Source organism: Bradyrhizobium sp. DN3 (assembly GCF_041357655.1).
In the GTDB taxonomy this organism is placed as follows: domain Bacteria; phylum Pseudomonadota; class Alphaproteobacteria; order Rhizobiales; family Xanthobacteraceae; genus Bradyrhizobium.
Map to the genome: position 1 here is coordinate 105,805 of NZ_JAULLN010000009.1, position 18,245 is coordinate 124,049.

Consider the following 18,245-nt stretch of genomic DNA (forward strand, 5'->3'; position numbering starts at 1 on the left):
TGTTGCGGTATATTTTTTTGCCAGTAGCCCTAGTCGTAGCTGGTCCTGCGTTCGGCATCGAGGCGTGCACGGATACCAAGGCCGTGCCAACCGTTGCGCAGTTGCAGGCACTGCCTACGCGCGATCTCTACACATGGTGGCAATTAACACGGCGCGCTGCCGATGCGGCCGCAACGGGGAGAGTGCTCGGTAACAAGGTCCCTCCTTGCATTGCTGCCCTCGCGGATCGGCAATACGACATCGAGCGCGAGTTGAAGTACCGATAGGGATTTTGCAGAATCCCAGCATTCAATCTGACGAAAGTCACCGTCCGTACTTCAGAAAAATTGCTTCATTTGAGATGTGACAAAACTCGCATGAACGCGGATTTCGCGCATGACGTTTCATAGGAATCCATGTCGGGCACGAATCTCATAACGCTACTCATAGTAGTGCCGCGGATGCGCGAAGGTGCCTTCTTGTTTTACAATGGACAGCTAACCTATTGATATGTATAGAGTGGTTAGAAGCAGTTTTACAGCTAAGTCCTTGAAAGTACTGCATGTCTTCTTACTCTGATGATCTCCACCAGGCGGCGCTCGCCTATCACCGTCTGCCGCGGCCCGGAAAGCTGGAGATCCAGGCAAGCAAGCCGCTTGCCAACCAGCGCGACCTCGCGCTGGCCTATTCGCCGGGCGTCGCGGCCGCCTGCACCGAGATCGCCAAGAATCCCGCAGAGGCCGCCTCGCTCACCACCCGCGCCAATCTGGTCGCCGTGGTCTCGAACGGCACCGCCGTGCTCGGCCTCGGCAATATCGGCCCGCTGGCCTCCAAGCCGGTGATGGAGGGCAAGGCGGTCCTGTTCAAGAAATTCGCCGGCATCGACGTGTTCGACATCGAGATCGCCGCCGACACCATCGACCGCGTGGTCGAAACCGTGGCGGCGCTCGAGCCGACCTTTGGCGGCATCAACCTGGAAGACATCCGCGGACCGGAGTGCTTCGAGATCGAGGCGCGCTTGAAGGAGCGCATGAAAATCCCGGTCTTCCACGACGACCAGCACGGCACCGCCATCATCGTCGCCGCCGCCATCACCAACGGCCTCAGGCTCAACGGCAAGAAACTGTCCGACGTCAAGATCGTGGCGTCGGGGGCAGGGGCCGCGGCACTTGCGACGCTGAACCTGCTGGTGTCGATGGGCGCGCAGCGCAAGAACATCTGGGTTTGCGACATCGACGGCCTCGTGCACGAGGGCCGCAACACCTCCATGGACCGCTGGAAGGCGGTCTATGCGCAGAAGACCGACAAGCGCACGCTCGCCGACGTCATCGGCGACGCCGACATCTTCATCGGCCTGTCCGCGCCCGGCGTGCTCAAGCCTGAGATGGCCAAGGTGATGGCCGACAAGCCGCTGATCATGGCGCTCGCCAATCCCATACCGGAGATCATGCCGGAGGATGCGCGCAAGGTGCGCCCCGACGCCATGATCTGCACCGGCCGCTCCGACTTTCCGAACCAGGTCAACAACGTCCTGTGCTTCCCCTTCATCTTCCGTGGCGCGCTCGACGTCGGCGCCAGCGCCATCAACGAGGAGATGAAGCATGCCGCCGTCGAGGCGATCGCGCAGCTCGCGCGCGAGGCACCGTCGGATGCAGTCTCCCAAGGCAGCCTCGACACCGGTGAGGCGGGTGGCTTCGGGCCCGGCTCGTTGATCCCGAGTCCGTTCGATCCTCGCCTGATCCTGCGCATCGCGCCGGCCGTTGCCAAGGCGGCGATGGAATCCGGCGTCGCGACGCGCCCCATTACCAATTTCGACGAGTATCGCGCGCTGCTCGAGCGCTTCGCCTTCCGCTCCGGCCTCGTCATGAAGCCGATGTTCGCCAAGGCCAAGACCCAGCCGGTGCGCGTGATCTACGCCGAAGGCGAGGACGAGCGCGTGCTGCGCGCCACGCAGGTGGTGCTGGAGGAGAAGCTGGCGACGCCGATCCTGGTCGGCCGTCCCTCGGTGGTCGAGGCGCGCATCAAGCGCTTCGGCCTCTCGATCAAGGCGGGCAAGGATTTCGACCTCGTCAATCCCGAGGACGATCCACGCTACCGTTCCTATGTGCAGACCTATGTCGAGGTCGCCGGCCGCCGCGGCGCGACGCCCGATGCGGCGCGCACGGTGGTGCGCACCAACAACACGGTCATCGCGGCGCTTGCCGTGGTGCGCGGGGAGGCGGATGCCATGCTGTGCGGCGTCGAGGGGCGGTATATGAGCCATCTGCGCCATGTCCGCGAGATCATCGGCTTCTCAGCCGGTATCAGCGATTACGCTGCGTTAGCCCTGCTGATCACCAGCAAGGGCGCCTTTTTCATCGCGGACACGCAGGTGCGGCCCAATCCGAGCGCGGAAGAGCTCGCCGAGATCGCGTCCCTCGCGGCAGTCCATGTGCAGCGCTTCAACATCAAGCCGAAGATCGCCTTCGTCTCGCATTCGGATTTCGGCAGCTACGACACGGACTCCTCGCGCAAGATGCGCCGGGCCACCCAGCTCCTGAAGGAAAGGCATCCGGAGATCGAGGCCGACGGCGAGATGCAGGGCGACACCGCACTCTCAGCTGCTGCGCGGAAAATGGTGCTGCCGCACTCCAAGCTGGAGGGCGAGGCCAACATCCTGATCATGCCGACCCTCGACACCGCCAACGTCGCCTATCAGATGATCAAGTCGCTGGCGGACGCGCTCCCCGTCGGCCCGATCCTGGTCGGCCCGGCGCGTCCGGCGCACATCCTGACGCCCTCGGTGACCGCGCGCGGCATCCTCAACATGACGGCTGTTGCAGTCGTGGAGGCGCAGGAACGGGCAGCGCGGCAGCAGCCGACGTTGTTTACCTGAGGCGCGATCTCTTCGCCTCTCCCCGCTTGCGGGGAGAGGCCGGATCGCATCGACAGATGCGATCCGGGTGAGGGGGACTCTCCGCGAGTCCAACTCTCACCGTCCCCGCAGAGGCTCCCCCTCACCCCAACCCTCTCCCCGCAAGCGTGGCGAGGGAGCAGACCTCCGGCGCATCCGCGCTTCAATCTTTTCAAAACGGTTTGCGATTTCCCCGTTTGTAAACCGTCGCACGACTCTTCATAATCGCCCGGCACTCGCGTCAAGACGCCGATTTCAAAAAGCCTGAGCCAAGAGGCCGATCATGCCAGCGTTCGTGACTTTCGGGCGAATTCTGTTCGCCGTGCTGTTCATCTACACGGGCGCGACCAAGCTCTTTGCCGTCCAGGCGACCGCCGACTTCATCGCCACCAAACTCGTGGTGCCCGACGTCGTCGCGCCTTACGCCAAGCAGCTCGAGACGGCGACTGCCATGACCACGCCGCAACTCTTGGCGATCGCCGTCGGCGGGCTCGAGATCATCGCCGGACTGATGATCGCTCTGAATTTCGGCGCACGATTCTTCGCGATGCTGCTGATCATCTACGTCGCGGTCGCGACCGTGCTGTTCGATGACTTCTGGAACCAGGCGCCGCCCGACAACGCCAAGATGGTGGTCGACGCGCTGAAGAACCTGTCGATCATCGGCGCGCTGTGCATGATCATCGGCTACGGCCGCACCACACGTCCGGCCGAAGCGGCCTACGGCGACGTGTAGCGCTACGTCCTGCGCCACGGGGTCACAGTGACCTCATGCGCCGCGTCGAGCAGGTACGGAGCCCCTGGCTTCATCCCGTGCGAGGCGAGCACCTTGTGCGGCGTCCGCTGGGGCACGCCGACAAAACAGCCCTCGCCGCCGGGCAGTCGCACGTGCGGCGCCTCCGACAGCCAGAACGTGTCGTAGCGGTCCATGAACATGTCGAACACCACGGGGCCGCCGATGACGGCGACCATGCCGGAGGCGACGTCGGCAAAGGCGCAAGCCTCTTCGAAGCGCGCGTGATCCGGATTCCACAATGTCGCGTTCGGCATTTCAGGGTCGACGGTCAGCGCCTTGATCTTGCGGGTCAGGATCAGCCGCTTGCGCTTCGGCGAATTCGGCTGGTGCTCGTGCGAGTTGCGGCCGTGCACGATCAGCGCGGCGCGATCGAGCGCCTGCTCGAAGAACAGCTTGTCGCCGTCGAACTTCAGACTGTCCGGCATGACGTGCGCCGCGTCGGCGAGCATGCCGTCCGCCGAGACGATGACGTAGCCTTCGAACCGGAAAGACAATTGCCTTCTATTCGGAAACGGTCGTCACAACGGAATTGACCGGGCGCTGGCTCACCGTCGGCAGCTTGATGTCCTTGAGCAGCTCCTGGTCGTATTCGGGCAGCGTCGACGCCGGGAATTTTGCGCGCATCGCCACCACCTTGTAGCCGCCGGCCTTCAGGCGCTTGAGCAATTCGGGCAGGGCTTCTGCGGTGTGCTTCTGAAAGTCGTGCATCAGGATGATGCCCTTGCCCTTGGTCTCGAGCTTCTTCATCACGGTCTCGATCACCTTCTCAGGCTTGGAGGCCTTGAAGTCGAAGGAGTCGATGTCGCAGGAGAAGATCCCGATGTTGCGGTTGCCGAGATAGGTGACCATCTCCGGCGGATGCTGAAGCGCCGGGAAGCGGAAGAACGGCGACGGCGAGATGCCGCCGAGCGCCCATTTCACGGCGCTGAAGCCCTTCTCGATCTCATCCTTGCGCTGCGCTTCCGTGAGCTTCTTGTTGTTGAGGTTGGCGTGCGACCAGGTGTGCGCGCCGATCGTATGACCGGCCGCATAGACCTGCTTCAGGATCTCCGGCTCGTAGGTCGCGTGCTTGCCGATGGAGAAGAAGATGCCGGTGGTGCACTCGTCGGCGAGCGCCTTCAGCACCGCGGGCGTGTTCTTGGGCCAGGGGCCATCGTCGAAGGTCAGTACCACTTCGTGGTCGCGCAGGAAGTCGAGCTCCTTGAAATGCTCGAAGCCGAAGCCAGGGCCGCCGGTGGTGTCGATCTCGACGGTGCGGGCGACGCCGAGCGCGCCCGGCGTGTTGCAGGCTGCGCGCGCCGGCTGCGGCGCCTGTTTCGGTGGCGGCGGGTTGACGAAGCCCGCTGGTGCGGCAGCCACTGCGGGAGCGGCCGCCGGCGCAGTCGCCGGCGCTGAAGCGGCCGGTGCCGCCGCTGGTGCGGCTTGTGTGCTTGCTGCGGGTTTTGCCGCGGTCTGCGACCATGCCGCACCCGTCATGGCCAAAGACATCGCGCTTGCCAAAATCAGTCCTGCCGCCACGCGCATGGTGTTGTCCTCGAGATTGATCCCGTTGTTCCGCCGCGGCTTTTCGCCTGCGACAAAAACCGTCCTGCCCCAAACGATCCTAGCCTAGATGGTGGGCCCTCGCCATTGCAACGGCTGTTTGGTGCCCTGCCACAATTGTGCCCAACCGGATGGGCGCAACTCGCGTCAACTGTCGGCCAGCGCCTTGGCAATGGCCGTTTTGACCCGGGTATCGGTCGGCGCCACCGCGGACGGAAAGACCTCGGCGATGTAGCCGTCACGGCTGATCAGATATTTGTGGAAGTTCCACTTCGGAACCTCCCTCGGCCGCGCGTCGGCAGCCCATTTGTAGAATGGATGCGCCTTCGCGCCGACCACCACGGCCTTGGCCGTCACCGGGAAGGTAACGCCGTATTGGTGGTGCGCCGTGTCGGAGATTTCGCTGGCGCCGCCGGGCTCCTGGCCACCGAAATCGTTGGAGGGCACGCCGATCACGGTGAGCCCGCGCTCGCGAAACTCGCCCCAGAGTTCTTGCAGGCCGGCATATTGCGGGGTGTAGCCACAGAGCGAGGCGGTGTTCACCACCAGCAGCGGTTTGCCCGTGAACGCGGCAAGGCGGATGTCGTCGCCGGACAATGCGGGGAAGGAGAAGGCATAGGCCGAGATCCGGCTCATGCCGCCGTCGGCAAACGCGCGCGTCGCTGGCGCGATGGCGCCCGCAAGGGCCGCGGCGAGCATGGTCCTGCGGTTCATCATGCGGCGTCCCCGAAATGATCCGGGGCTCATGTTACTCCGCCGGCACGACCGGGCCGCTCAACACCGCGTTATCGGACGCGGTGAGGAGCGCTAGTACAAGCGGACGATGAAATCGGTGCCTTCGCCGGTCTCGCCCTGGTTGATGCCCTGGTCGGAGACGATGATCGAGCCACCCGATGTCAGCATCTCGTTGATCTTCGCCATGGTGTCGGCGGGGATTGCGATGCGGTCGAGGGCATCAGCGGGGCTGTCCGGCGTGACCACCGGCTTTGCGGCAACTGGGATCACGACAGCGCCACGGCGGCGTGACACGCGTCCGTCGTCATCGCGCGCAGCTGTGCGGACGGAGACCGGCAGCGACACCACCGACCAATGCAGCGCATTGGAGTCGGTCTTGTCGACTTCGGCTGTGAAGACATGCGTACCGAGAGGCCGGTCGCTCGCGGCGATCGTGATGGGCACCTCGAACAGCGGCGCAAAGTTCTGCCGCACGTAGAGCTTGGAATCCTTGCGGCTGATGAAGACGGCGATCTGGCCGGCCCGCCTCGGCGCGTCCGGCTTCGCTGCCGGCGCGGGATCGGTAACGCCGGTCTCGTCCTTCTTCACATCGGGCGAGGTGGCGAGTGCCGGCGTCGTGGCGTCAGGCTTCTTCGCGGTTTCGGCAGCTTCAGTCTTGGCAGCGTCGAGCTTGTCGTCGGTCGCCGTCGAGGCCTTGGGCGCTTCCGCGGCCTCAATGGGCTTCGCGTCCGTGCTCGCAGGCTTGGCGGTTTCTTCGGATGGCGGCTTGGCCGCGTCAGATGCCTCGGCGGTCTTGGTCTCGATCTTGTCGGCTGGCGCTGCCGCTTCCTCGCGGACGGGCGCATTGCCGGTGGTCACATCCGACATCACGGTGTGGCCGACCGAGGCGCGCAGCTCGAACAGGCTGTCTGCACTGGCGGTCTTCGTCTCGACCGGCTTGGCTTCAGTGACGTTGGTTTGTGCTGCACCTTTATCGGCCTTGTCGCCGACATTGATCCGCGGTGCGAGGCTGGCGGCGGGCTGCGGCGGCACGCGCACCGCAGCGAGCAGGGGATGCGAGAAACTTTGCGGCGACATCTGGCCGGGCGCGACGATCACGCGCGCGCCCATCCTGGTCCAGTTCCACATCTTCACCGCGAACGCCATCGGCATGCGGATGCAGCCATGCGAGGCCGGATAGCCCGGCAGCACGCCGGCATGCATGGCGACGCCGGACCAGGTGATCCGCTGCATGTACGGCATCGGGGCGCCGCTATAGATGTTGGAATGGTGGAATTTGTGCTTCTGGATGACGCTGAACACGCCCATCGGCGTCGAATGGCCCTTCATGCCTGTCGACACCGGGGATTCCGCGAACACGCCCTTGCTGTCGTAGACCGTCACCTTCTGCCGGTCGATCGAGACGACGATGACGAGCGGTCCTTGCGGCTTGGTGCCGGCTTCCTTCTCGGCGACGATCTCCTTCTTGCCCGCCGTGCCGCGCTTCTGCGGCTTCTGGCGCGGTGTTTCGGGATACCGATCCTGTCGGGCGTAATAGGAGCCGTCGGAATAATCCGTCCAATAATAAAACGCTGCGTCAGCCTGGCTTGCCGTCCCGATCGCACCCGCCGCCGTCAAAATGGCGACCTGCCAAAAACGCGTTGGCTTGGCAGCAAAACCGGACTCATTCACGCTGTTCATCCTCGAATCCATAATCCAAATCAGACGTTAGTCTCGCAAAGAGGATACGCGTTCACCACCAAGGCGGTTCTGCCGTCAGCTACTTTTGTTCAACGCGTAGCAAAAAAGCCTCACAGAGCGGTAAACGGCGGCCGTGGCGACTGGCCGCTCGTCTTCCTGATCGGCCGCCTGATGCCTACATTGCGGGGACTTCCTACCGGAGAACTTCATGTCATCTCGTTTCCCCGGTCTTTCCGGCATCCGCTTGAAAGGCCTCGCTTTATTCCTCTTGGCTCTGGCCGTGCCGGTGGCTTCCGCCTCCGCCGCCGACGAGCCGGATCTGATCTTCCGCCGCTCGACCGTATTCAAGTGGATGAGCCCGAACGACAAGCTCGCGACTTACGGTCTCGATGATCCCGAGGTGGAGGGCGTCGCCTGTCACTTCACCGTGCCGGAGAAGGGCGGCTTCAAGGGCTGGCTCGGCCTTGCCGAGGAGGTCTCGGACATCTCGCTGGCCTGTCGCCAGGTCGGCCCGATCAAGTTCAAGAACAAGATGGAGCAGGGCGACGACATGTTCCGCCAGCGTCGCTCACTGTTCTTCAAGAAGATGCAGATCGTGCGCGGCTGTGACGCCAAGCGCAACGTGCTGGTCTACATGGTCTATTCGGACAAGCTGATCGAGGGCTCACCGAAGAACTCGACCTCGACGGTACCGATCATGCCATGGGGACCGGCGGACTCAAACGTCCAGAAGTGCGGCGAGTTCTTCACTCACTGACGACAGCGCGGCTTTGCAAGATGCGAACCGGTCAGCCGGACGAATGTCTGCGGCGCGGCTTCAAGGCCGCGGTTCGCTTGCAGCGCCATTTCACCAGGTGACGTATTGCCAAGTGATGTGGCGCTGTCGCGAATGGATCGTTGATCTCCGCGGCCCGTCCGTTGCTCCGCCTCGCGCGTCGGTGCGCGATCTGTCGCCATCATGATGGCCATCCCTCACGTGAACGCGCCCGGTGATCCCAGCGTCTCGATTTCGGCTTCTCTTCAGCAGAAAAACGTAAAATGCGTGTGAAGCGCGTAAGGCGGGAGCATGACGGCGACCGCGTCCGCGGCCGGTCCAAGCTCGAGCGGGAACCTGTCAGGCCACTTTGGGCAGTGGCGCGGCCCACCTGAAATGATTGGGATTTTCCGGCGAATGTTTCGTCGTCTCGGGCAGGACGAAACAATTCTCACGAATGATGAAACCATTTTCCGCTTTTGGCGCATCACGCGCGAAACCGCCCATGGTTATCAGCTTGACAACGACGACGGCACACCGCCGGCCACGAAATCGGGACACAAGATCATGCGCGCGCTCAGCTTCATCCTTGCCTTCGGCTTCGTGCTCGCCGGCTCCTCGTTCGCGGGCTCGCCGGACGGCAGTCTGCCCGGTGTCGGCACCTTCCAGTACAGCGGTTCACCGCTGACGATCACGGCATCTCAGCCGATCGTGGTCGCCACGCGCTTCTGATCGCCAACAAGAAAAGCAGCCGGCAAAGCCCATCATGATTGTTCGTTTCTGCGCCGCAGCGTTCATATTCGTTTTGACGCTCAGTGCCGCTCAGGCGCAGGTGCACGCTCCCTCCAGGTTGCCCGATCCCCGTAGCGAATTCGTGCGTCAGTGTGCGCCGCGCATGCTCGGGCGCTGGGAGCATCCAGAAGAGGTCTGCGGCTGCCTGCATGACCATGCCGCCGCCGTCGTCGAGGACCGCGATTTGCGCGAGGCGCTGCTGCGCGGCATCAGCGAGACCGGCGTGCCGACGATCGAGACCGACTGGGTGCCGACGTCCAAGCAGGGCGAGATCGGCTCGACCTTCACCAAGATCGCCAAGCCGACCTTGCAGTGCATGTTCGACCCTGCGAAGCAGGGCTCTTAGCCCGCTACTTCGATTTCGGACCGTATCGCGGCACGCAGGTGCTCGTGCGCGCCACGCCCTTGTCGGTCATCTTGGCGCCGCGCACTTCCTTGACCTGTCCGGCGGGGCAGGTTCCGTCATCCACTTGCACACGTTGGCCGAGCTTGAGGTCCACGATGTCCTGTTCGCGGCCGACCGTTGCTGCACGCGCCGTCGAGGCAAGCGCGAGGGACATCAGGAGCGAAAGGTAGGTCGCGCGGCGCAGCAGCATGATGTGAGGTCCCGGCATCGATGCCGCAATCTAGGGAGCGGCAGGCGATTCTGATAGTGAAGCTTGGTCACGCCCGCCGCGACGATTTGCTTCTCGCGCGCAGGACTGATCGCGATTCCCGTGCCAGCCGTTCGGCCGACGCCACCAGTTGCGGAACCGCGTGCCCCGAAAATCCCAGCACGAAACCGGGCAGGGGACGCGCGCGAGAATAGGTCTCGGCGAGGAGCCAGCCTTCCGCGCCGGCCGCCCGCTTGGCCTCGGCCGCCCGCGACGGATCGACCGAAGGATCGAACCGGGCGACAAGATGCAACCCTTGCGACGGCACCGGCACGGATAGCGCCCCGTCCGATTTCGCTTCCAATGTCTCTGCCAGCGCATCACGCGCTTCGCGATAGAGCTTGCGCACCCGCTTCAGGTTGGCGGCGAAGGCACCGGAATTGAGCATGTCGGCCACCGCGCCTTCCATCAGCGTGCCGGGAAAGCGGTCGAGCGCAGCCCGTGCAGCCGTCACGTCCGCGATCAGGCGCTCGGGCAGGGCGCAATAGCCGATGCGCAGGCCCGGAAACAAGGTCTTGGCGAAAGTGCCGAGGTAGATCACGCGCTGGAGGTGATCGATGCCGGCGAGCGACATCAGCGGTGCGCCGTCATAGCGGAACTCGCTGTCGTAATCGTCCTCGAGCACGAAGGCGGCGGCCTGCTTCGCCCAGTCCAGCAATTCGAGCCGCCGCGGCATCGACATCTGGACACCCAGCGGAAACTGGTGCGACGGCGTGACATAGGCCGCGCGCGCAGACGGTGCCGCCGCACGACCCCTAGCCACGTGCAGGCCGTGCGCGTCGACCGGAATGGACACAGTGCGATATCCGCATTGTCCGATCGTCTGGCGCGCGATCGGATAGCCGGGGTCCTCGCACCAGACCTGGTCGCCCGCCTTCAGGATCGCGCTCAGCACGATGCGCAGCGCATGCAGCGTGCCTGATGTGAGCACGATCTGATCGGGGTCGCAGCGCAGGCCCCGCGCCGACAACAGATGATCGGCGATTGCCGCACGCAGCTCGCGACTGCCGCGGGGATCGCCATAATGCAGATGCTCGGGTCCGAATGCGCGCATGCGACGCCCGACGAAGGCGCGGAAGCGCTGCACGGCGCGCTCGTCGATATGGGTGCAGCCGAGCGCGAATGCGCCTTGCCGCGGCGCTTCGACAACCGCCTTGGGTTTCTTCGCCTCGGCCGCTCGCGCCGGGATGCGCGCTGCGACGAAGGTGCCAGAGCCGACGGTTGCGTCGGCAAAGCCGTCGGCGATCAGCCGCTCATAGGCCGTGACGACGGCGTTGCGGCGGAAGCCGGTCTGCTGCGCCAGCGTCCGTGAGGGCGGCAATGGCTCGCCGGGCCTGACGAGGCCGGAGACGATCATCTCGCACAGCGCCTGGTAGAGCCGGTGCGCCGCGGAGGCGCCGGCCGTGATGTGCGGACCGGTGAGGTCGAGCGGCAGCTCGGCCTTGGCCGGCGAGGGAGAATTGGTCGGAATTTTTCGCATGGAATTGGCACTATCGCAGACCAAATCCGCGGCTACAACTCTTCTGGATTGTTCCAATCTCCGAGGTGCGGCCGTGAGCCAGGTTGAGACTTCAAATTCCTATCCGACATCAGCGCGCAACCAAGTGAAGCGCCGTCACGATCGCGGCTTCTACGATCACGCGACTGTCCACCGCATCCTGGATTCCTCGATGCTTTGCCACGTGTCCTATGTGATCGACGGCCAGCCCTATTGCACGCCGACCTTCTTCTGGCGCGAAGGCACGAAGCTGTACTGGCATGGGAGCAGCGCCAGCCGCATGCTGCGCAACCAGACCAGGGGCGAGCGCGTCTGCCTGACGGTCGCTCATCTCGACAGTCTCGTGCTGGCGCGCTGCGGTTTCAACCACTCTGCCGACTACCGCGCGGTGATGGCGTTCGGCACCGCCTATCTCGTCACCGACCCCGAGGAGAAGGAGCGCGCGGTGATCGCGATGGTCGATCGCTTCTTCCCGGGCCGCACCGCGAGCCTGCGTCAGAGCACCGCGCAGGAGACCAAGGCGACCTCCTTCGTCGCGATGGAGATCGAAGAGGCCTCGGCCAAGATCCGCGCCAAGGGCGTGGCCGATGACGATGAGGACTACGAACTGCCGATCTATGCCGAGCGCATCCCGGTGCGCACGGTGCTCGGCGCGCCCGAGCCGTGTCCGCGCCTGCTCGACGGCGTCAACCGGCCTGCGGGTCTGAACGGCTACTCCGAAGGCCGGCTGCTCGACGATGCATTGCGGGATGCTTATTTTGTAGAGTACCCGAACGGCTGAAATCGGCTAGCTTGCGCTCCATCGATGATCTGAATGCCCGATTGGAGTTGCCTGATGAATGCCGAAACGCAGCAGAGGATTCTTGACGCCGTCGACGCCAGCTTCGAAGCCCAGCTTGCGACCACACGTGATTTCGTCGCGATCCCCTCGACCCGCGGAGCGGAGGGACCATGCCAGGACATGATCGGCGACCTCCTGCGCGAACGCGGCTATGAGGTCGACGATTGGCACGTCAATGTCGACGACCTCAAGGACCTGCGCGGTTTCGGTCCGATCGAGCATGATTTTTCGAAAGCGCGTTCGGTGGTGGGCACCTACCGTCCGCAAACCAACGTTGGAAAATCGCTGATCCTCCAGGGCCACTGTGATGTGGTGCCCGCAGGGCCGCTGGATTTGTGGGACACACCGCCCTTCTCGCCCGTCATCAAGGACGGCAAGATGTTCGGCCGTGGCGCCTGCGACATGAAGTCGGGCACGATCGGTGCGCTCTATGCGCTGGATGCGATCAAGGCCGCCGGCTTGAAGCCGACGGCGCGGATCCATTTCCAGTCCGTGATCGAGGAGGAGAGCACCGGCGTCGGCGCGCTGTCGACGCTTCAGCGGGGCTACCGCGCCGATGCCTGCTTCATCCCGGAGCCGACCGGCGGCAAGATGGTGCGCTCGCAGGTCGGCGTGATCTGGTTTCGCCTGCGCGTGAAAGGCCATCCGACCCATGTCGCCTTCGCCGGCTCCGGAGCGAATGCGATCATGGCGGCCTATCATTTGATCCAGGCCCTGCAAAAGCTCGAGATCGAGTGGAACGAGCGCGCGAAAGCCGATCGCCATTTCAAGACGGTCAACCATCCCATCAATTTCAACCCCGGCATCATCAAGGGCGGCGACTGGGCCTCCAGCGTGCCGGCCTGGTGCGACGTCGACTGCCGGATTGCCGTATTGCCCGGCTGGTCGATCGCCGATCACCAGAAGGAGATTGTGGCTTGCGTCGCGGCCGCCGCGCGCAACCACCGCTTCCTCGCCAACAACCCGCCGGAGGTCGAATGGTCGGGCTTCCTGTCGGAGGGGTATGAACTCACCGACGCGGCCGCGCCCGAGGCCGCGTTCAGCAGGGCCTTTAACAAGGTCTACGGTGGCGCGGTCGAGGACCTCGTATTCACCGCGCTCACCGATACCCGCTTCTACGGCCTCAATCACGGCATCCCGAGCCTGTGCTTCGGCGCGAGCGGTGGCGAGATGCACGGCTTCAACGAGTTCGTCGACCTGGAGTCGCTGAAGAAGACGACCAAGGCGATGGCGCTGTTCATCGCCGAGTGGTGCGGAGTGGAGAAGGCGTAAGCAGCCGGGCTTTGCTCCCTCCGCCGTCATTGCGAGGAGCGAAGCGACGAAGCAATCCAGAATCCCTCCGCGGAAAGGCTCTGGATTGCTTCGCTGCGCTCGCAATAACGGGCGGAGGGCCCGTAGGGTGGGCAAAGGCGCCCTTGCGCCGTGCCCACCATCCATCCTCAATTCCGAACGAATGGTGGGCACGCTTCGCTTTGCCCACCCTACCGCGCTCCGGCGGGGGCAGAATCTGTTGTCCGAAATACGCGCAGACACATCCTTTAAGCTTAAAATAAAGACTAGGATGGCGGCCGTGCCGGTGGCAGACTGGCGTCCGGCTCGCAGAGCCTGAGTCCGCCGAGGAAATCACGATGCGCGATTGGGATGATGCTTATGCCAATTCGGCCCATATCCTGGGCTCCGACAAGATGCCGGCGCTGTGGGCCGAGCGGGCGGCGGCTTACCGTGCGGGGTTGAAGGATTTTCGTTCCGACGTCGCCTACGGCGCCGGTGAGCGGCAGCGCCTCGACCTGATCCTGCCCGACGGCGACAGCAAGGGCCTCGTCGTGTTCGTCCATGGCGGCTACTGGATGCGCTTCGACAAATCGGCCTGGAGCGATTTGGCCGAAGGCGCAAGGCATCATGGCTGGACCGTGGCGCTGCCGAGCTACACGCTGACGCCGGCTGCGCGCATCTCCGACATCACCGCGGAAATCACTGCCGCGATCGCCAAGGCGGCCTCGCTGGTGGCGGGGCCGATCCGGCTCGCCGGTCATTCCGCCGGCGGTCATCTCGTCACGCGCATGCTGTGCGACGACAGCCGGCTCGAGCCCGCCGTCTACGATCGCATCGCCGGCACCCTCTCGATCAGCGGCCTGCACGATCTGCGGCCGCTCTTGAAGACAAAGATGAACGAAACGCTGCGCATGACCATGGAGGAGGCGGCGCTCGAGAGTGCGGCGCTGCATCTGCCGCGGGGGCAGTCGCCCGTGACGGCCTGGGTCGGCGGCAACGAGCGCCCTGAATTCATCCGCCAATCCGACCTGATGGCCAATGTCTGGACCGGTTTCGACGTGCCGACGCACCTGGTGATCGATCCCGGCCTCAACCATTTTACCGTGATCGACGGGCTGAAGGATCCGTCGTCGCAGATCACCGCGCGCCTGATCGGCCTCGACTGACGAGGCGAGGGACGATCGATCGAGAGGGCCTGTCAATGACGTCCAACGATTACGATCCTGCAAGCGAAGGCGCCGAGACGGATTTCGCCCGGCGCATGTCCTATGGAAACTACCTGGCGCTGGATGCGATCCTTGGGGCGCAGCATCCGCTCTCGGAAGCGCATGACGAGATGCTGTTCATCATCCAGCATCAGACCACGGAGCTGTGGATGCGCCTTGCCATCCACGAGCTCAGCGCCGCGCGCCGCGCGATCGCCAGGGACGAGGTGCAACCGGCGATGAAGATGCTGGCGCGGGTGTCGCGCATCTTCGAGCAGCTCAACGGCGCCTGGGACGTGCTGCGGACGATGACGCCGAGCGAGTATACGCGCTTCCGCGCGCAACTCGGGCAGTCCTCCGGCTTCCAGTCACGTCAATACCGGCTGATCGAATTCTTGCTCGGCAACCGCAACCACGCCATGCTCAAGCCGCACGCGCACGATGCGGAGACGACGAAGCTGCTCGAAGCCGAGCTCGCGACGCCAAGCCTCTATGACGAGGTGCTGCGGCTTGCCGACCGCAACGGGCTCAAGATGCCTGCGCCCGTGCTGGCCCGCGACGTCCGCGAAACCCACAGCTTCAACGAAGGCGTGCTCCAGGCCTGGCGTATCGTCTACGAGGCGCCGGAGACGCACTGGATGCTCTACGAGCTCGCCGAGAAGCTGGTCGATTTCGAAGACTATTTCCGCCGCTGGCGTTTCAACCATGTAACGACGGTCGAGCGCGTCATCGGCTTCAAGCGCGGCACCGGTGGTACCGGCGGCGTCAGCTATCTCAAACGGATGCTGGAGATCGAGCTGTTCCCCGAGCTCTGGCGCGTGCGTACGATTCTGTAGAGATGTCGATGACCAAGCTACGCGTCTACGACGACACCAAGGCCTTGTTCCATCTGCCCGAGGGCGTGATTTATCTCGACGGCAATTCGCTTGGCGCGCTGCCGCTCGGCGTTGCCGAGCGCGTCAATCACGTCATCACGGCCGAATGGGGCAATGAGCTGATCCGTGCCTGGAACACCGCAGGTTGGTATGCCCAACCGCGTCATGTCGGCGATCGCATTGCGCGACTGATTGGCGCGGAAGCCGGCTCGGTGATGGTCGGAGACACGCTGTCGCTCAAGGTTTACCAGGCACTCGCGGCTGCGATCGATATGAACGCGTCGCGCAAGGTGATCCTGTCGGACACCGGCAATTTCCCGACCGACCTCTACATGGCCGAAGGCCTGATCGAAACGCTCGGGCGCGGCCATCGATTGCGTCTGGTGGCGCCGGAGGAGATCGAGGCTGCGCTGTCGGCGGAGATCGCGGTGCTCTACATCACCGAGGTCGACTACCGCACCGGTCGCCGCCACGACATGGCGAAGCTCACCGCGAAAGCGCATGCCCTCGGCACCGTCACCGTCTGGGATCTCGCCCATTCCGCCGGTGCGCTGCCGGTCAATCTGTCCGGCTGCGGCGCCGATTTTGCCGCGGGCTGCACCTACAAATATCTCAACGCCGGCCCCGGCGCGCCGGCCTTCCTCTACGTCGCGCCGCGCCACGCCGACAATGCTCGCGCGGCTTTGTCGGGATGGATGGGCCATGCCAAGCCGTTTGCGTTCGAGCTTGCCTATGCGGCGGCCGGCGGCGTCGAGCGCATGCGTGTCGGCACCCCCCCGGTGCTGGCGATGGCGGGGCTGGAGGCCTCGCTCGACATCTGGGACAGGATCGATATCGCCGAGGTCCGTGCGCGTTCGCTGGCGCTCTGTGATCTCCTCATCGCCGAAGTCGAGCGTCGCTGCCCAGCTCTGAAGCTGGTGACCCCGCGCGCGCATGAGCGGCGCGGCTCGCAAATCTCCTTTGCCTTCGACGGTGGCTACGCCGCCATGCAGGCGCTGATTGCCCGCGGCGTTATCGGTGATTTCCGTGCACCAGATATCATGCGGTTCGGGATCACGCCGCTTTATGTCGGGGAGGATGAGATCGTCCGCGCCGCCGAGATCATCGAGGAGGTGATCGCTGGCGAAGTGTGGCGCCGGCCGGAGTACCAGGTCGTGAACGCGGTGACATGAGGAAGGACGCCTCCACAGACGTCATTGCGAGGAGCTCTTGCGACGAAGCAATCCAGACTGTCTCTGCGGCGGCAGTCTGGATTGCTTCGCGGAGCCTGTCATCGGGCCGCGCTTTGCGCGGACCCGTTGGCTCGCAATGACGGCGGAGGGATCAGGACCGCTCGCCCCACAGCGCCTGCACGATCGCATCGAGCCCATCCGTCAGCGCCGCCGGTCCTGGCTGCAAGATGATCGTCGACTTGATCTCGACAATACGATCATCGCGCACCGCTGGAATCGCACTCCAGCCGTCGCGCGCGCGGATACCGGCAGGGACGACCTTCTTGCCGCACCACGACGCGAGGATCACATCCGGCGCTGCCTCGCGCACCATCTCCGCCGAGACGATGCGGTCCTTCGCCGCCTGCCGCGACCGCAGCTCCGGGAACACATCCGCGCCACCGGCGATTTCGATCAGCTCGGAGACCCAGCCAATGCCCGAGATGAGCGGATCATCCCACTCCTCGAAATAGACTCTTGGCCTCGACGAGGGGCGGGGCGTTGCCGCGATCGCGGCGAGGCGCCGCTCGAAACCTTGGGCGAGGTCTTCCGCGCGCCCGGCCGCACCGACCAGCGCACCGAGCGTGCGGATCATCGCTAAGATTCCGGCGAGATCGCGCTGGTTGAAGACATGGACGTCGACACCGGCGCGGACGAGATCTGCGACGATGCCGGCCTGCAGATCGGAAAAGGCCAGCACCAGCTCCGGTTCCAGCGCCAGGATCTTCGGGATGTCGGCCGAGACGAAGGCAGACACCCGTGGCTTCTCCCGTCGCACCTGGGGCGGGCGCACTGCGTAGCCGGAGACGCCGACGATGCGGTCCTGCTCGCCGAGCAAATAGAGCGTTTCGACCGTCTCCTCGGTCAGGCAGACGATGCGGTGGGGCGGGAAGTGGCGCATGCGAGGAGCCTATGCACAATGTCTGCGCCGATGTCAGCCCGCCCATTACCTCGGACGTCATTGCTTTGCCGCGCGAAGCAATTCACGCTGAGACAACAACGAATTGGGAGCAGATCCGATGACGCCGCTCGAGAAACTTAAAGTGATGAAGATGCCGTTCGCCGAGCTCAAAGGCGTCGAGTTCGTCGAGGCCGAGAAGGATCGCGTGGTGGCGCGGATGACGGTCCGGCCCGACCTCTGCACGCTTCATCACACCATCCATGGCGGCGCGCTAATGGCGCTGGCCGATTCCGTCGGCGCGGCTGCGACCGTGATCAACCTGCCGGACGACGCCAAGGGCACGACGACGCTGGAGAGCAAGACCAACTTCATCGGTGGGGCCAAGGAAGGAACCACGGTGATCGCGACCGCTACCCCGGTCCACCGGGGCCGACGGACCCAGGTCTGGACCACCCGGCTGGAGACCGAGGACGGCAAGCTGGTGGCCGTCGTGACCCAGACGCAGCTCGTCCTCGTATGATTAGGGCCCTTGATTTTGTTAACGAAATAGTCACGTCAGGTGCCACTTACTTGAGCAAGCCTCCGTCTTGAAAAGCTTGCTGCGATGCACAATATAGG

At 64.3% G+C, this 18,245-nt stretch carries 19 protein-coding genes; 11 read left to right on the forward strand and 8 right to left on the reverse strand.

What is annotated here, in order from left to right:
• Positions 1 to 541: 541 nt before the first annotated feature.
• Positions 542 to 2,854 carry an NADP-dependent malic enzyme gene (locus AAE027_RS15565; protein ID WP_370985388.1) on the forward strand — a complete coding sequence of 771 codons (2,313 nt, stop codon included), beginning with the start codon at positions 542 to 544 and terminating at the stop codon, positions 2,852 to 2,854.
• A 301-nt stretch (positions 2,855 to 3,155) separates the two neighbouring features.
• Positions 3,156 to 3,608, forward strand: a complete 453-nt coding sequence (locus AAE027_RS15570; RefSeq protein ID WP_091892912.1) for a DoxX family protein — start codon at positions 3,156 to 3,158, stop codon at positions 3,606 to 3,608.
• Positions 3,609 to 3,610: 2 nt separating this feature from the next.
• On the opposite strand, the gene AAE027_RS15575 is transcribed toward AAE027_RS15570, so the two are convergent.
• The 4 genes from AAE027_RS15575 to AAE027_RS15590 form a co-directional block, all read right to left on the reverse strand.
• Positions 3,611 to 4,162, reverse strand: a complete 552-nt coding sequence (locus AAE027_RS15575) for a dihydrofolate reductase family protein (protein WP_370985387.1) — start codon at positions 4,160 to 4,162, stop codon at positions 3,611 to 3,613.
• Positions 4,163 to 4,169: 7 nt separating this feature from the next.
• Positions 4,170 to 5,192 (reverse strand): polysaccharide deacetylase family protein, encoded by a 1,023-nt coding sequence (locus AAE027_RS15580; protein ID WP_370985386.1) that lies wholly within the window; start codon positions 5,190 to 5,192, stop codon positions 4,170 to 4,172.
• 165 nt (positions 5,193 to 5,357) lie between these two features.
• On the reverse strand, positions 5,358 to 5,927 hold the full coding sequence (locus AAE027_RS15585; RefSeq protein ID WP_370985385.1) for a glutathione peroxidase: 570 nt from the start codon (positions 5,925 to 5,927) through the stop codon (positions 5,358 to 5,360).
• A gap of 90 nt (positions 5,928 to 6,017) precedes the next feature.
• Complete coding sequence (locus AAE027_RS15590; RefSeq protein ID WP_370985384.1) at positions 6,018 to 7,625, reverse strand: L,D-transpeptidase; 1,608 nt, start codon at positions 7,623 to 7,625, stop codon at positions 6,018 to 6,020.
• A gap of 208 nt (positions 7,626 to 7,833) precedes the next feature.
• Here AAE027_RS15590 and AAE027_RS15595 point away from each other — a divergent pair, with 208 nt between their 5' ends.
• The gene (locus AAE027_RS15595) at positions 7,834 to 8,382 is read left to right on the forward strand and encodes a CreA family protein (protein ID WP_370985383.1); all 549 of its coding nucleotides are present in this window, start codon (positions 7,834 to 7,836) and stop codon (positions 8,380 to 8,382) included.
• Here AAE027_RS15595 and AAE027_RS15600 read toward each other — a convergent pair.
• Positions 8,376 to 8,585, reverse strand: a complete 210-nt coding sequence (locus AAE027_RS15600; RefSeq protein ID WP_370985382.1) for a hypothetical protein — start codon at positions 8,583 to 8,585, stop codon at positions 8,376 to 8,378. The genes AAE027_RS15595 and AAE027_RS15600 overlap by 7 nt on opposite strands.
• Before the next feature lie 106 nt (positions 8,586 to 8,691).
• Between AAE027_RS15600 and AAE027_RS15605 the strand changes: the two genes are divergently transcribed.
• A complete protein-coding gene (locus AAE027_RS15605; RefSeq protein WP_370985380.1) occupies positions 8,692 to 9,111 on the forward strand; it encodes a hypothetical protein in 420 nt (139 codons plus the stop codon).
• 34 nt (positions 9,112 to 9,145) lie between these two features.
• The gene (locus AAE027_RS15610; protein ID WP_370985379.1) at positions 9,146 to 9,517 is read left to right on the forward strand and encodes a hypothetical protein; all 372 of its coding nucleotides are present in this window, start codon (positions 9,146 to 9,148) and stop codon (positions 9,515 to 9,517) included.
• A gap of 4 nt (positions 9,518 to 9,521) precedes the next feature.
• Here the strand turns inward: AAE027_RS15610 and AAE027_RS15615 are convergent, their stop codons facing one another.
• Together AAE027_RS15615 and pdxR are read right to left on the reverse strand one after the other, a co-directional pair.
• The gene (locus tag AAE027_RS15615) at positions 9,522 to 9,767 is read right to left on the reverse strand and encodes a DUF6719 family protein (protein ID WP_370985377.1); all 246 of its coding nucleotides are present in this window, start codon (positions 9,765 to 9,767) and stop codon (positions 9,522 to 9,524) included.
• A gap of 67 nt (positions 9,768 to 9,834) precedes the next feature.
• A complete protein-coding gene (pdxR, locus tag AAE027_RS15620; RefSeq protein ID WP_370985376.1) occupies positions 9,835 to 11,304 on the reverse strand; it encodes a MocR-like pyridoxine biosynthesis transcription factor PdxR in 1,470 nt (489 codons plus the stop codon).
• A 73-nt stretch (positions 11,305 to 11,377) separates the two neighbouring features.
• On the opposite strand from pdxR, the gene AAE027_RS15625 reads away from it, so the two are divergent.
• The 5 genes from AAE027_RS15625 (at position 11,378) to kynU (ending at position 16,687) form a co-directional block, all read left to right on the forward strand.
• Positions 11,378 to 12,103 carry a pyridoxamine 5'-phosphate oxidase family protein gene (locus AAE027_RS15625; RefSeq protein ID WP_370985375.1) on the forward strand — a complete coding sequence of 242 codons (726 nt, stop codon included), beginning with the start codon at positions 11,378 to 11,380 and terminating at the stop codon, positions 12,101 to 12,103.
• 54 nt (positions 12,104 to 12,157) lie between these two features.
• The gene (locus tag AAE027_RS15630; protein ID WP_370985373.1) at positions 12,158 to 13,435 is read left to right on the forward strand and encodes an ArgE/DapE family deacylase; all 1,278 of its coding nucleotides are present in this window, start codon (positions 12,158 to 12,160) and stop codon (positions 13,433 to 13,435) included.
• 356 nt (positions 13,436 to 13,791) lie between these two features.
• Positions 13,792 to 14,601 carry an alpha/beta hydrolase gene (locus AAE027_RS15635; RefSeq protein ID WP_370985371.1) on the forward strand — a complete coding sequence of 270 codons (810 nt, stop codon included), beginning with the start codon at positions 13,792 to 13,794 and terminating at the stop codon, positions 14,599 to 14,601.
• Between the two features lie 35 nt (positions 14,602 to 14,636).
• Positions 14,637 to 15,476 (forward strand): tryptophan 2,3-dioxygenase, encoded by an 840-nt coding sequence (gene kynA, locus AAE027_RS15640; protein ID WP_370985370.1) that lies wholly within the window; start codon positions 14,637 to 14,639, stop codon positions 15,474 to 15,476.
• An 8-nt stretch (positions 15,477 to 15,484) separates the two neighbouring features.
• Positions 15,485 to 16,687, forward strand: coding sequence for a kynureninase (gene kynU / locus AAE027_RS15645; RefSeq protein WP_370985369.1), 1,203 nt, complete (start codon positions 15,485 to 15,487; stop codon positions 16,685 to 16,687).
• Between the two features lie 151 nt (positions 16,688 to 16,838).
• On the opposite strand, the gene AAE027_RS15650 is transcribed toward kynU, so the two are convergent.
• Positions 16,839 to 17,627 (reverse strand): cobalamin-binding protein, encoded by a 789-nt coding sequence (locus AAE027_RS15650; protein WP_370985368.1) that lies wholly within the window; start codon positions 17,625 to 17,627, stop codon positions 16,839 to 16,841.
• Positions 17,628 to 17,745: 118 nt separating this feature from the next.
• Here AAE027_RS15650 and AAE027_RS15655 point away from each other — a divergent pair, with 118 nt between their 5' ends.
• Positions 17,746 to 18,147 carry a PaaI family thioesterase gene (locus tag AAE027_RS15655; RefSeq protein WP_370985367.1) on the forward strand — a complete coding sequence of 134 codons (402 nt, stop codon included), beginning with the start codon at positions 17,746 to 17,748 and terminating at the stop codon, positions 18,145 to 18,147.
• Positions 18,148 to 18,245 lie beyond the last annotated feature (98 nt).

What these genes read in the sequence shown, in the direction of transcription:
- AAE027_RS15605 (WP_370985380.1), top strand. Translation starts at nt 8,692, where the DNA reads ATGACGGCGACCGCGTCCGCGGCCGGTCCAAGCTCGAGCGGGAACCTG.
- AAE027_RS15580 (WP_370985386.1), bottom strand. Translation starts at nt 5,192, where the DNA reads ATGCGCGTGGCGGCAGGACTGATTTTGGCAAGCGCGATGTCTTTGGCC.
- AAE027_RS15590 (WP_370985384.1), bottom strand. Translation starts at nt 7,625, where the DNA reads ATGAACAGCGTGAATGAGTCCGGTTTTGCTGCCAAGCCAACGCGTTTT.
- pdxR (WP_370985376.1), bottom strand. Translation starts at nt 11,304, where the DNA reads ATGCGAAAAATTCCGACCAATTCTCCCTCGCCGGCCAAGGCCGAGCTG.
- AAE027_RS15585 (WP_370985385.1), bottom strand. Translation starts at nt 5,927, where the DNA reads ATGATGAACCGCAGGACCATGCTCGCCGCGGCCCTTGCGGGCGCCATC.
- AAE027_RS15650 (WP_370985368.1), bottom strand. Translation starts at nt 17,627, where the DNA reads ATGCGCCACTTCCCGCCCCACCGCATCGTCTGCCTGACCGAGGAGACG.
- AAE027_RS15570 (WP_091892912.1), top strand. Translation starts at nt 3,156, where the DNA reads ATGCCAGCGTTCGTGACTTTCGGGCGAATTCTGTTCGCCGTGCTGTTC.
- AAE027_RS15655 (WP_370985367.1), top strand. Translation starts at nt 17,746, where the DNA reads ATGACGCCGCTCGAGAAACTTAAAGTGATGAAGATGCCGTTCGCCGAG.
- AAE027_RS15595 (WP_370985383.1), top strand. Translation starts at nt 7,834, where the DNA reads ATGTCATCTCGTTTCCCCGGTCTTTCCGGCATCCGCTTGAAAGGCCTC.
- AAE027_RS15610 (WP_370985379.1), top strand. Translation starts at nt 9,146, where the DNA reads ATGATTGTTCGTTTCTGCGCCGCAGCGTTCATATTCGTTTTGACGCTC.
- AAE027_RS15600 (WP_370985382.1), bottom strand. Translation starts at nt 8,585, where the DNA reads ATGATGGCGACAGATCGCGCACCGACGCGCGAGGCGGAGCAACGGACG.
- AAE027_RS15615 (WP_370985377.1), bottom strand. Translation starts at nt 9,767, where the DNA reads ATGCTGCTGCGCCGCGCGACCTACCTTTCGCTCCTGATGTCCCTCGCG.
- kynA (WP_370985370.1), top strand. Translation starts at nt 14,637, where the DNA reads ATGACGTCCAACGATTACGATCCTGCAAGCGAAGGCGCCGAGACGGAT.
- AAE027_RS15565 (WP_370985388.1), top strand. Translation starts at nt 542, where the DNA reads ATGTCTTCTTACTCTGATGATCTCCACCAGGCGGCGCTCGCCTATCAC.
- kynU (WP_370985369.1), top strand. Translation starts at nt 15,485, where the DNA reads ATGACCAAGCTACGCGTCTACGACGACACCAAGGCCTTGTTCCATCTG.
- AAE027_RS15630 (WP_370985373.1), top strand. Translation starts at nt 12,158, where the DNA reads ATGAATGCCGAAACGCAGCAGAGGATTCTTGACGCCGTCGACGCCAGC.
- AAE027_RS15635 (WP_370985371.1), top strand. Translation starts at nt 13,792, where the DNA reads ATGCGCGATTGGGATGATGCTTATGCCAATTCGGCCCATATCCTGGGC.